The 12,116-nt window shown below is 63.6% G+C and carries 10 protein-coding genes; 1 reads left to right on the top strand and 9 read right to left on the bottom strand.

The features are described 5' to 3' along the window. Positions 1-193: 193 nt before the first annotated feature. Positions 194-1,330, bottom strand: a complete 1,137-nt coding sequence (locus tag ABCS02_RS28000; RefSeq protein WP_345838986.1) for a glycerate kinase — start codon at positions 1,328-1,330, stop codon at positions 194-196. Between the two features lie 121 nt (positions 1,331-1,451). Here ABCS02_RS28000 and ABCS02_RS27995 point away from each other — a divergent pair, with 121 nt between their 5' ends. Further along, complete coding sequence (locus ABCS02_RS27995) at positions 1,452-2,864, top strand: FAD/NAD(P)-binding protein (RefSeq protein ID WP_345838985.1); 1,413 nt, start codon at positions 1,452-1,454, stop codon at positions 2,862-2,864. Between the two features lie 132 nt (positions 2,865-2,996). On the opposite strand, the gene ABCS02_RS27990 is transcribed toward ABCS02_RS27995, so the two are convergent. The 8 genes from ABCS02_RS27990 to ABCS02_RS27955 are packed head-to-tail and all read right to left on the bottom strand — an operon-like array spanning position 2,997 to position 12,076. Beyond that, complete coding sequence (locus ABCS02_RS27990) at positions 2,997-4,502, bottom strand: FGGY-family carbohydrate kinase (RefSeq protein WP_345838984.1); 1,506 nt, start codon at positions 4,500-4,502, stop codon at positions 2,997-2,999. Then, positions 4,503-6,167 carry a glycerol-3-phosphate dehydrogenase/oxidase gene (locus ABCS02_RS27985; protein ID WP_345838983.1) on the bottom strand — a complete coding sequence of 555 codons (1,665 nt, stop codon included), beginning with the start codon at positions 6,165-6,167 and terminating at the stop codon, positions 4,503-4,505. Then, positions 6,164-6,922 carry an SDR family oxidoreductase gene (locus ABCS02_RS27980; RefSeq protein WP_345838982.1) on the bottom strand — a complete coding sequence of 253 codons (759 nt, stop codon included), beginning with the start codon at positions 6,920-6,922 and terminating at the stop codon, positions 6,164-6,166. The genes ABCS02_RS27985 and ABCS02_RS27980 overlap by 4 nt, the downstream gene beginning before the upstream one ends. Next, a complete protein-coding gene (locus tag ABCS02_RS27975; protein ID WP_345838981.1) occupies positions 6,916-8,172 on the bottom strand; it encodes a CoA transferase in 1,257 nt (418 codons plus the stop codon). Before ABCS02_RS27975 ends, ABCS02_RS27980 begins: the two co-directional genes overlap by 7 nt. Beyond that, positions 8,159-8,659: a MaoC/PaaZ C-terminal domain-containing protein gene (locus ABCS02_RS27970; RefSeq protein WP_345838980.1), complete on the bottom strand. Its 501-nt coding sequence runs from the start codon at positions 8,657-8,659 to the stop codon at positions 8,159-8,161. Before ABCS02_RS27970 ends, ABCS02_RS27975 begins: the two co-directional genes overlap by 14 nt. Beyond that, a complete protein-coding gene (locus ABCS02_RS27965; RefSeq protein ID WP_345838979.1) occupies positions 8,656-9,588 on the bottom strand; it encodes a DUF2090 domain-containing protein in 933 nt (310 codons plus the stop codon). The genes ABCS02_RS27970 and ABCS02_RS27965 overlap by 4 nt, the downstream gene beginning before the upstream one ends. Continuing rightward, a complete protein-coding gene (locus ABCS02_RS27960) occupies positions 9,581-10,567 on the bottom strand; it encodes a dihydrodipicolinate synthase family protein (RefSeq protein WP_345838978.1) in 987 nt (328 codons plus the stop codon). Before ABCS02_RS27960 ends, ABCS02_RS27965 begins: the two co-directional genes overlap by 8 nt. Then, positions 10,568-12,076 carry an aldehyde dehydrogenase family protein gene (locus ABCS02_RS27955; RefSeq protein WP_345838977.1) on the bottom strand — a complete coding sequence of 503 codons (1,509 nt, stop codon included), beginning with the start codon at positions 12,074-12,076 and terminating at the stop codon, positions 10,568-10,570. Positions 12,077-12,116 lie beyond the last annotated feature (40 nt).

The following is a 12,116-nucleotide window of genomic DNA, read 5'->3' as shown; positions in this document are numbered from 1 at the left end:
CGATTGGCAGGTCATGCCTCCCGCGGCGCTGGGATCGTCGTCGGTAGGGCGGGAGCCGACCTTCCGCACCGCTCGGAGCTTCGGCCCCTGAACGCCAGCACAGTGCGTGACCGTTCTCAAGCGAATCATTGGATGCGGAAATGAGTGGGCGGCCACGGACCGGTGCTGAGAAGGAACCTCGTGGGTCCGGGTCCTAGAGCATCGCGGCCGCACGTGCGGCGGCCTCGGAAACCCAGCGGGATGCGTCCGGACCAAGGGCAGCGCCCGGCGCGGGCGCTACGTCCACTGCGGCAGCCCATGCATCGAGCCCGACGGCCGTGAGTTCGGAAGGGGACAGTGTGATTCTGCCGGCAACGGCAACAGTCCGCCTGCCCCACTTGATCGCCTTGCGAACCACGCCGATCGGCCCCTTGCCCTGGAGACTCTGGGCGTCAAGGCTACCTTCGCCGACTACAACGACGTCCGCCCACTCCACGAGCGCGTCCAGCCCGATCAGTGCGGCGACCTGCTCGATCCCTGGGGCGAACGACGCGTCCAAGGCCGCATACAGGCCACCAGCCGTCCCACCGGCCGCCCCACCCCACAAGATGTCGGACATGTCTCGCCCTGTCGTCTCGGCCATCCGTGCCGCGAGGTTCGCCAACCCGTCCTCCAACAACGCTACGGTCGGGGCGTCCGCGCCCTTCTGCGGTCCGAACACGGCAGCGGCGCCACGCGAGCCCAACAGCGGGGCCGAGACATCGCAGACCACCGTGATTGAAGCGCGGGAGAGCCGAGAATCGAGGCCACCAAGGTCAATGGAGGCAATGCGGCCCAGCGCACCACCCCCTCCCCTGATCTCACGGCCAGCCCTGTCCAGGAAACGCCCGCCCAGCGCCCGCAGCGCACCGGTTCCGCCGTCGGTACCTGCGGACCCTCCGACGCCGACCAGGATCTCCTGGACGCCGACGTCTAGTGCGGCGCGAATGAGCTGCCCGACTCCCTCGGTGTGAGCGGCGAGAGCAGTGGCCGTGGTGGCCGCCGGGACAAGTTGCAGACCACTGGCACTGGCCAGTTCGATGACGGCGTCATCACCAAGCCGCGCCCACTCCGCGGTCACCGGATCGTCTAGCGGCCCGGCGACCACCGCTGTATGTCGTTCGGCGCCTGCCGCCATGGCCGCGTCGACGGTTCCTTCACCACCGTCAGCTATCACGACGGTGCGGATCTCTGCCTCCGGATGCACCCGCGCGATACCCGAGGCGATCGCGGCGGCAGCCTGCGCGCCAGAGAGCGTGCCCTTGAACTTGTCCGGGGCGATCAGGATGCGCGGCGGTCCGATCATCGGCATGCCCCCTTCGGCATATTCGCGGTGACGCCGCGGCGACAAGGTCTGAGGCATTGTGCAGCGCGCGCCTCCCAGCTAGTCTTGCACATACGTTCTGCACATTTGCGCATGCGAAGGAGCATTCATGGCGGCACGCACCACCGAAGTCGACTACCTGGTCATCGGGGCAGGGGCCGTCGGCATGGCTTTCACCGACACGCTCGTCACTCAGGCCGATGTCACCGTCGCTCTCGTGGATCGGCATGACAAGCCCGGGGGTCACTGGAACGATGCCTATCCGTTCGTGCACCTGCAGCAGGCGTCCGCGCACTACGGCGCCAATTCGCAGCCGTTGGGCTCCGGGGCGATGGACCTGGTGGGGCTGAACCGGGGCATGCACCAACTGGCGTCGGGCCAAGAAGTGCTCAATCACTTCGACGCCGTCCTCAACGACACGCTTCTGCCTACCGGCAGAGTAAGCCACTTCCCGATGTCCAACGCCCAGTTCGACGGGACGATCACCTCGCTTGTATCCGGGAGAGAACACCGGATTACCGCGAGAAAGATCGTCGATGCCCGCTATTACGAGTCTCGGGTGCCGTCGGTCGAGAAGCCCCGGTTTCGAGTCGACGACGGCGTCGCGCTCATCCCACCCAACGAACTCACGCACATCGCCTCACCTTCGCCAGCGTTCGTGGTGATTGGAGCCGGGAAGACTGGTATCGACACCTGCATCTGGCTGCTTCAACATGGTGTCGACCCGGACGCCATTACTTGGATCGTGCCGAGAGACTTCTGGATTCAGGATCGAGCGAACTTCCAGCTGGGTGACGAGAACCTCGTACGCCTTGTGACCAGCATGGTGAACCAGCTCGCCACGGTGACGCGGGCTCGCACGGTTGAGAACGTCTTCCAGCTTCTGGAGGAAGTGGGCGAGCTGCGTCGGATCGACGCGATGTCAGACCCCACGGCCTACCACTGCGCAGTCATCAGCGACGGGGAGTTCGACGTCTTGCGTCAGATCAAGAATGTCGTGCGACTGGGTCACGTTCGCTCCGTCGAGCGGGGACGTCTGCACTTGGAGCACGGCGATCTGCCCACCCATCAGAACGCGATCTACGTGAACTGTACCGCCCAAGGCATCTACCGACGCCCTTCGCGGCGCGTGTTCAGCGGCGACGAGATCGTCCTCCAGTGGGTTCGTACCTGCCAGCCCACTTTCAGCGCGTCGCTCATCGGGTTCATTGAGGCCCGATTCACGGACGACGTCACCAAGAACTATCTGTGCGAGCCGATTCCGGTACCGGACGTCCCGCTCGACTGGCTCCGAATGCTGCGGACCAATCTTCAGAACCACTCTCGATGGGATGAGTTCGAGGAAGTGCAGGGCTGGTTGTCCACCGTCCGCACAAGGTCGTTCATCAGCGATCCGGCCTTTTATGCGGCGGATCGACCGGACGTGGCCGAACTACTCTGTACCTACCAGGACCTCCTCGAGCCGGCAATGGCGTCCCTCGATCGCCTGCTCCGCGATCACGAGGGGGCGGCTCTCGACTGAGGACGCGCTCACTGCTCGCGCGGGCGGATCGTGGCCGGCGGAGCGCTTCGCGTCGTCCCGTGTTCGGCGTTGAACCGCATCGCTGCCTGCCCTCTCCCGACAGACCGCTGCGCGCGAGCGAAGCGCCGGGCCTCAGGGATAGGCCTGGCCGCCGCTCCACCATCCGTTCAGTGCCTCTATCAGCTCCAGGTACCGCTGGTAGCGGTGCTCGAAAAAGGCCACCGATCGCTCCGACGATGGAGGCAGAGCGCGGCCAGGAGTTGCAGTGCGGGTCACGCCTTCGTCGATGCTGCCGAACACGCCGACCCCGGAGCCCGCGACAATCGCTGCGCCCAACGCGCCGTTTTCGGCAAGTCGCGGCGTGGATACGGGGACAGCGAGGACATCTGCCAGCATCTGCCGCCACCACGCACTGCGGCTGATCCCACCTGCGACATGCACAAGCGGCGGTTCGTCTTGCCCCGCCGAAATGCCCATCAGAGACAAATGAAGGCGGTGATTGAACGCAAGGCTCTCCACCACGCTGAACAGCATGTCGGCGCGGGTGTGGCTGGTGCGAAGCCCGATGAATCCGCCCGAGTGACGTGAGTCATTAAGGCTGCCGTTCATCTGGGGCAGAAAGTACGGACGGTTCGCGCGAGTCGTTGCGTCCGGCTCCGTGAGTCCGAAATGCGTCAGCAGGGTACCCGTGCTCCGCCGCACCGCGGGTTCGATGTCAGGACAGATCTCGCGGATGAACCAATCAAGGTTGGCGGTCGATGCAGGCGATGAAGAGTCGCGGACCCACTGGCCGCGGTGCACGAACGAATTGAGGACCCAGTCGGGGCTGGTGTCCGGGCTGTCAACGACCTGTTGGTTGACGCTGAAAGTGCCGCTGAGCAAACTCACATCACCAGGACTCGCGGCCCCGCAGCCCAACGCGGCCGCAGCAGTGTCATGCAAACCGGCGACGACGGGCGTCCCCTCACGAAGGCCGGTCGCGGCAGCCGCCGCGGCGGTGACGACGCCCGCGATTTCGTCGGGGAGCAGGACAGGAGGAACCAGACGATCCAGTCCGCCTAGCCCCTGCAGCTCAAGAACCTCCGTTGACACCGTCTGCCGGGCAATGTCGGTGAAAGCAGCGCCTGCGTCCGTCAAGTCGGAAGCGGGTACGCCGGTAAGGCATGACCGGATGAAGTCTTTGGCCGAAAACGCCCATGCGGCGCGTTGGACGACGGCGGGCTCGTGCTCCTGCAACCATCGCAGTAGCGCAGAGGGATGAGATGCCCACGGCAGTTTGCCCAGTCTGACCAGCCCGCTCACACCCAGCTCGCGCTGGATGAGATTCGCCTGAAACCCGGCTCGAGCATCGAGGGAGGTGATCCCCGGTCGCACCGCACGCAGTTTGTCGTCGACCAGCCAAAGGCCGTCCCCGTGAGCTGCGACCGCGACGCCTTCGATCTGATCGGCATGCGCCGCGACTGCGTCGCGGATAATGCCGGCCAGGTCAAGCCAGAACTCGTCGGGCTGGCGTTCGGACCAGCCTGGCCTGGGCGCCACGTTACGAGTGGGCCGCGCGGCAGTGGATATAACAACACCGGCGTTGTCGAATACAACGGCCTTGGATGATGTCAGGCCGATGTCAATCCCCAGAAGCATCTACACTCCCACGCCATGTTCGGCGACTCGGGGATTCCGGAGTCGATCCTGGAACGCTGCATAAGCGGTGAGCTCGGCCGCGCGACGTGCACCAGTCCAACCCAGCAGCCGGGCGCACTCGTGGGCGACGGCTTCTGTCAGCGATTGCCCGAGATCAGGCGAAAGGCTCAGCATCAGTCTGCGAGCAAGCACATCGGTCAGTGTGGCCGCCCCCTCATGTTCGACGGCCCATCCGATCTCCCCTCTGATCGCTCCGGACTGCACGTCCAGCACATCCAGAGCGCCCGAGCGCTTGGCGTATCCGAGCACCTCTATCGCCTGGCGACCATATAGCTGATTGATTCGTTGGGACGAATGGCGGGACAGCAGATTCGAGGCGCTGACCGTCGCGCCCGAGGCTGCCGAGCGAGTTCCGGGCAGCATAGCCGTGCGACTCGTGGACGGACGCTTTACGTCAAGCAGTGCTGCGACATGATCGGCGACATCCGCGCCCGTCGCGCGGAAGGTCGTGAGCTTCCCTCCGACGATCGAATACAACCCGCGGGCGTTCGCGGAATGATCGACGAGCAAGTGTCGACGTGTGATTTCCTCGACCGGCTTGTCAGGGCTGTAGGGAAGCGGTCGCACGCCCGTATAGTGAAATAGCACGTCTTGGGCGGTAAGATTTGCGGAAGGGAACATCCGATTGGCCTCCCGAAGAAGATACGCGTATTCCTCATCGTCCGCTCGCGCTTCGACCGGGTCACCTTCAAAACGCAGGTCAGTGCTGCCGATCATGTAACGCCCCTGGAAAGGCGCGACGAACACCAGCCGGCCGTCGGTACCGGCCTCGCGCACCACCACGTCGGAAGGGGCGCCGGGGAAGTGGTCGACGAATAGGTGTGATCCTTTCGTTCCACCGATGGCTCTCGGAGGCACCTCGCCGGGTCGGCCGCCAAACATGTCCTCCAACACCTGATCGACCCACGGCCCAGCCGCATTGACAATGGCTGTGGTTTCGACTCGATAGGCGACGCCCGTTAGCCGGTCTGTCACCATGAGAGCTTTGACTCGACCGTCCTCGACCTCGAGTGCACCGGCGGCGCAGTGGTTCAAGGTCACACATCCGGCCTTAGCCGCTGCGAGCACCACCTCGACCGTGAGGCGTTCCGCGTGCACGGCCTGGGCGTCGTAGTACGACACGCCCCCGAGTAGGCCTTCCGGATTCAGGCCGGGCAGACGTTGGAGAATCTTCTTCTTGCTCATGACGGTGAAGCGCGGAACGCTCTTGTCATAAGACAACACGTCATAGAGGACCATTCCCATGCCGATTAGTGCCGGCGGCGTTGAGGAGCGCCGATAAAACGGCATATCGTAACGCATCGGCACGACCAAGTGACCGGCAGTCTGGAGCAACCACTCGCGTTCGCGGAGCGCCTCGCGCACCAGGCCGAACTCGAGCTTGTCGAGATATTTGAGGCCTCCATGGATGAAGCGGCTCGACCAAGCCGAGGTGCCCGAGCCGTAGTCGTCCTGCTCGATCAGTAGAGTGCGGATGCCGCGCAGCGAGGCGTCCCACGCGGTCGCAGCGCCGTTGACGCCTGCGCCGATCACGACAAGGTCGAACGGCTCATCCAGCCGCGCCAAGGCGCTCGCCCGACCTTCGGTTTCAGATTGTTGAGTCATAGGAACGCTCCTCCACCGTTCGGGGCGATCGTCTGTCCAGTCATGTAGGAACTTTCATTTGTTAATAGGAACCAAACCACTGTGGCAACCTCGGCCGGGGTGCCGAATCGGTGCATCACAACCCGTTCCAACTTTTTGTCCAGCCACGTAGTGTCTTCGACGCCTTGGTGCAGACTCGTGTCGATCGGACCAGGGGCCACCGCGTTCACCCTCACCTGGCCTGCAAGGTCGTGAGCCAATGCTCGCGTGAACCCCAGAAGGCCGGCCTTCGACGTGCAGTAAGCAACCAGGTCTGGTGCGCCGATGTAGGCGAGTTGCGAGGACATGTTTACGATCGCCGCGCCGGTTCGGGTGCGCAGGTGACCGATCAGCGCTCGGCTCATCAAGAAGGTTCCGGTCAGGTTGGTGTCCAGGACGGTGCGCCAATCGGGCACGTCGACATCCGTGATCTGGCTGACGGGCCCGAGAACGCCTGCGTTGTTGACCAGACCTGACAGGTGCGGTAGACGCTCCAGCACCTCCTGGACCATCCGTTCGACATCGCTGGGGTCGGTGATGTCCCCGACCACAACCATGGCACGAGATCCGAGAGATGCCGCAAAGTCGCGGCACTCATCCTGCTCTTCTAGCCTGCAGCCGATCGCGACTTCACCGCCACGTTCAACTACCAGACGGCATATGGCACGCCCAAGTCCGCCATTACCACCCGTCACCAGAACGCTCGGGGCGTCCATAAGGCTCGCGGCACTCACCATGAATCTCCCTGTCCCGACAATCGCCGGACGTTCTCTGCCCCAACCGCCCCCTCTGCCTGGAGAGCAGCGATCTGCGCCTCCGTGAGGCCGAGTTCGGTCAAGAGCTGTTCGTTGTGTTCGCCGACCGTCGGCGGAGGAAGTCGTGGGCGCCCCGGGGTGGCGCTGAGCCGAACCGGCATCCCGACCATTCGCATCAGACCCGCCCGCTCGTGGTGGTACTCGAGCACCATCCCGTTGTGCACGACCTGGGGGTCTACGAAGAGTTCGTCATATTCGAGGACGGGAGCGACCAGAACGTCTTCGGCCTCGAATCGCGCTATTGCTTCTTCTCGGTCGAACTTCTCGATGCCATCCTGGATGGCCCGCTGGCAAGCTTCAGTGTTGCTGGCGCGCGCGGCGTCGTCGGTGAAGCGGTCGTCCAGTCGGATACTCTCGTCGAGCTCAAGGGCGGCACACACTCGATCCCACGGCTGGTCGATGAAGTATTCGGCGATGAGGACCAGCCACTTGCCATCCGCCGCCCGGTACTGCCCATACAGGGCCGACGCGCCCGGATGGGCGATGCCGAGCGGCGCACGGTGCGGCACGACTCCGTCATTCAAGTATTCGGTGCCTTCCTGCAAATGCAGCGCCACGGCGGAGTTCAACAGACTTGTGTCGACGACCTGCCCACACCCTGTGCGCTCTCGTGCCGCAAGAGCAAGCATCATGCCCTGCGCGAAGTGCATCGCCGCCAGATAGTCGATGGCATATGTGCCGACCGGCGATGGTCTGTCCGGGGTTCCTGACATTGCCATCACGCCACCGATCGCCTGCGCGGCGAGATCCTGTCCGCGTCGTGCCCGATACGGCCCTGTACGACCGTATCCAGACGCATATGCCGAGATGATTCGCGGGTTGATCTGTCTGAGTTCCTCGTGGCCGAGGCCCAGGCGCTCCATTACTCCGGGCCTGAAGTTGCTGGCCACGATGTCGACCTGGCGCACGAGCGAGCGGACGAGGTTCATCGCCTGTGGGTTCTTGAGGTCGAGCGAAAGGCTCTTCTTGTTCCGATTGTTCGCGGCCCAATGCGGGGTCCAGCCTGTGGGCATCCGCATTCGTCCTGAACGTCCGATTTCGCCGACATCGACTCGTTCGACCTTGATTACCTCGGCACCGAAGTCGGCGAGCACTTGAGTGCCCGACGGCCCTTGTTCAAGCTGTGTGAAGTCGAGTATCCGAATTCCCTCGTAGACGTCAACCCCGGCCATGAGTCTCCTCCGGAACGATCGCGAACATCAGGGACTTGATTCCTTGCTGGACGATCTCGCCGTCGCCGTTGACGACCGCGACGTCGAAACGCACGATTCCGCGATCGGGCTTGCTCGTGCTCGGCCGGAGTTCCGCCACACGAAAATCGACTGCGATGGTGTCGCCGAGAAAAACCGGCTTCCGGAACACCCATTCGTCGATACCCAGAAACGCTAACGCTTGGCCCTCGAACACCCCTGAGCCGAGCATGAGTCCATGTGCGTAGGAGAGGACGAGAAGGCCATGGGCGACGGGCTGACCGAAGACGCTGTCAGCAGCCGCGACGCGGTTCACATGGATTTGCGAGAAGTCCCCTGTCGTCGCCGCGAACATCGTGACATCGGCTTCGGTGATAGTACGGCCGCGCGTGCGAAAGGTGCGGCCGACATGGAGGTCAGGCCAGCCCAGCACGGGAAACGACTCGGCTGGCACAGTGTTCGATGTCACGCCGGCTCCTGAACGTGGGCGCTCATGTCCTCGGTTTCGCGGGTGAAGGCGGTGGCGAGGTAGGTGTAACGGCGTGCAACTTCGGAGCGGAGCTGTTCGTCGTCCTTGTCATGTGCCCAGGTCTCGACCGGCTCCTGCCAGATCGTGCGCCCGACGGCGAAGCCTCGATAGCCCGGAATGGTCTTGCCCACGGCAAGCCAGTCGCCGACGGTCTCCAGCGATTCACCGCTGCCTAAGATCAAGCAGTCGACTCCGCTGGCGACCGCGGCCTGGCCGATTTTTCGGGCTCCGTCGACCGATGCAGCTGCCTCGACCTTCCACAGGTTCGGCCGGATTCCCGCCTGCTGCACCGACTCCATGGCGGCCACTACGAGGTCGGGGATGAGCTCCAGTCGATAACGGCTCAAGTCTCCTCCGACGCGGTCCAGCTGAGCCGGCTCCGGCGGGATCAGAATCTCGACGAGGAGCTGGCCGCCGTGTTCTTGCAACCATCGCTGCAGGACAAGTGTGCTCTCGAGCTGCCGGTGATTGTCAATCGCATCGCCCTCGACATTCAGGAAGAGCAGCGGTTTGGCCCAGTCCGGCTGATTCCGCAGCAGAATGTCTTGCCAGCCGGGCTGTAGCACGACGTGACCGGTGGGGCTGTCAACAGGGATCGAGAATGCAATGCCAGCCTCGCGGGCACGGGACATGAGACCTTGTGCGTACTTGTCGTCAAGGAGCACCGCTGCGTGTTCCCGAGGAACGCCGGCGTCCACCGCCTGCCGAATCCCCTCGAAGACGAGCTCTTTGGCACGCGTCGTCTGTGCGACAGACTGGCCGGGCTCGCTGAGGCCGCCCGACGCTGCCTCGTGGAATTCGGCGGCATGGTCGAACGCGGCCATGAGGATGGGCGCAGCGTGCGTCGCGCGGGCAGGGAAATTAGGCATGAGATGTCTCCAGGTCGGATGGGGGTGAGATCAGGCCGACGCGCGCGAGCACGTCTGCAATACGGGCGCGTTCGGGTTCGTCGATCGGTTCGAGCGGCGGCCGGACGACGGCGCGCTGAAGCCGGCCGGACAGTTGGAGCGCGTTCTTCATTCGGTTGTGACCGTCGAGGAAAGGCGGCGCGTAAATGCTCCGGGTGAGCGGATGCAGGGCGGCGGCAATTTCACGCGCTGCGGGCAGATTCCCTGCTTCCATTGCTTCGAAGAGCGCCACATGCAGAGTGGCTACCATCGAGCCGTGGCCCGACAGGATCCCGTCTGCTCCGATCGCCAGCGTGGGGAGTAGTGACAAGCTGAAGCTGCTCAGGATGCGCACGTCCTTTTCCAGCGCCTTGAGGGATCGGAAGTTGTCTTCGTAGGTGACGATGTCGTTGGACCAGTCTTTGATTGCAACGACGTTGTCGATCTCGGCACAGATACGCATCAGGTTCGGCGTGGAAATGTGCAACCCGGACTGCTTGGGGTAGACGAAGACGATCACCGGTAGCTCGCTCGCCTCGGCCACATCGCGGATGTAGTTGAACGCAATTTCGGGCTTCTGATCGTGGCCCATGTCCCAAGCGGCCGAGGGGAAGGCCAACACTGCCGAGGCGCCATGTTTCGCTGCGATCTGCGCTCGATGAGCTGCTCCCCGGTTGGACGTGTCATAGACGCCGGCGATCACAGGCAGACGGCCCGCCGCTTCGTCGACCGTGATGTCGAGCAATTCGATCTGCTCGGTGTCAGATAGCGACGCCACTTCCGAGGCGTGCGCCACCGTGGTGATCGCCGTAACGCCTCGGGTGGAGATTAGGTCTTGAAGGTGTCGTCGAAGCTCCGCTTCGTCGATCGAATAGTCGACTTGGAACGGAAGCAGGCATGCGGGAATAACCCCCGATGGTAGGTATCTCATGCGAATCTTTCTGAAATCGAGCAGCGGCAATCAGACGGCGAATCTTGTTCGGATCGCGATCGTCTTGAGTTCGGTGAATTCGTCGAAGCCGGCCTGTCCCATCTCACGTCCCACGCCGCTGGCTTTGACTCCGCCAAAGGGCATGTTCTTCTGGACATCGATGGAGGTGTTGACGAAGACCATGCCGCTTTGAAGGCGCTGTGCCAGGCCTAGCGCAGTGTCGATGTTCTTCGACCACACGCTGTTCGAAAGGCCGTAGTCCACGGAGTTCGCGAGAGCGACTGCCTCCTCCGCGGTCTTGAACGTGGTCGCCGTCAGTACCGGCGCGAAGATCTCCTCGCGGAAGGAGGCGTGCTTGGGCTCGATGTCGGCCAGGATTGTGGGAGCGAGGAAGTGCCCGGCACTGTAGCGGTCGCCGGTGAGCTTCTTGCCCCCGACGAGCACGGTGGGCGCGTCGGCGACGAACGAGAGTGCTCGCTCGAGGTGCTGCTCGTGAATCAGAGGCCCGACCTGTGTGTCGCGGTCGAATGGATCCCCGGTGCAAAGAGCGGCGAATCGCTCAGCGAGGCCGGCAAGCAGCTCTTCGCGCACACTCTCGTGCACCAGGAGCCTGGACTGGGCCACACAGCACTCGCCGTTGTTGAAGGTTGCGCCGTGCACGATCCCGTTCACGGCCGACTCGAGGTCCGCGTCGCCGAACACGATCGTTGCTGCCTTACCTCCGAGCTCCAGATGCAGACGCTTGTTCGTTACAGCGGCGACTTGCTTGACCCTGCGTCCGGTTCGCGTCGACCCTGTGAACGAGACGAGGTCGATCTCGGGGCTGGCCGTAAGAGCCTCGCCTACGTCTCCACGGCCGAGCACGAGGTTGACTGTTCCTTCGGGGAATCCCGCTTCGGCGACGAGGCTCATGAAATGTACCGCGCTGGAACTGGTGAACTCCGAGGGCTTGATCACGGCCGTACATCCGGCCGCGAGCGCGAAGGGCAGTTTCTGGCAGATGATCAGCAGCGGGAAGTTCCACGGGATGATCAAGCCGACAACGCCCACCGGCTGACGCACGATCAGTCCTGTGTAGCTGGGACCGAGATTGGTGACCAGGTCACCATGGGAGCTCATTCCGAGTCCGGCCGCGTACCGGCACAGCTCCGCGGCCAGCGCGATGTCCGCCTCGACACTGGTGATAGGAGCGCCGACCTCCTCTGCGTCTAGCGCTGCAAGCAGCTCCCGGTCACGATCGATGAGATCGGCGAGACGCCGTAGCAGCTGTGCTCGCGCGTCCGCGGGCATGTCAGGCCAGCGGCCTGTATCAAATGCGGTTCGTGCTGAACGGATCGCACCTGCGATCTCGGACGGTGAACTGCTGGGAACGTAGCTGGCCAGAAATCCGTCGGCAGGTGCGTGTCGTTCGAAGATGTTGCTTCCAGAAGAGACAACCTCGCGATTGTCGATCGTGCCATGAAGAGTTCGCGGCGAACGGTTTTCGCTTTGGCGCCGGGGCCGATCCGAGCGCGACTCCGCAGCGGGAATGGTAGTCATGATTTGTCCGTTTTCTGAATCTCGATTGCTTGCGCGCCGG

This window comes from Microbacterium sp. X-17 (genome assembly GCF_039615055.1).
The sequence above is the reverse complement of the archived record's forward strand: the minus strand, read 5'-3'. Positions and strand labels throughout refer to the sequence as shown.

What these genes read in the sequence shown, in the direction of transcription:
- ABCS02_RS27965 (WP_345838979.1), bottom strand. Translation starts at nt 9,588, where the DNA reads ATGCCTAATTTCCCTGCCCGCGCGACGCACGCTGCGCCCATCCTCATG.
- ABCS02_RS27985 (WP_345838983.1), bottom strand. Translation starts at nt 6,167, where the DNA reads ATGACTCAACAATCTGAAACCGAAGGTCGGGCGAGCGCCTTGGCGCGG.
- ABCS02_RS27990 (WP_345838984.1), bottom strand. Translation starts at nt 4,502, where the DNA reads ATGCTTCTGGGGATTGACATCGGCCTGACATCATCCAAGGCCGTTGTA.
- ABCS02_RS27980 (WP_345838982.1), bottom strand. Translation starts at nt 6,922, where the DNA reads ATGGTGAGTGCCGCGAGCCTTATGGACGCCCCGAGCGTTCTGGTGACG.
- ABCS02_RS27975 (WP_345838981.1), bottom strand. Translation starts at nt 8,172, where the DNA reads ATGGCCGGGGTTGACGTCTACGAGGGAATTCGGATACTCGACTTCACA.
- ABCS02_RS28000 (WP_345838986.1), bottom strand. Translation starts at nt 1,330, where the DNA reads ATGCCGATGATCGGACCGCCGCGCATCCTGATCGCCCCGGACAAGTTC.
- ABCS02_RS27995 (WP_345838985.1), top strand. Translation starts at nt 1,452, where the DNA reads ATGGCGGCACGCACCACCGAAGTCGACTACCTGGTCATCGGGGCAGGG.
- ABCS02_RS27955 (WP_345838977.1), bottom strand. Translation starts at nt 12,076, where the DNA reads ATGACTACCATTCCCGCTGCGGAGTCGCGCTCGGATCGGCCCCGGCGC.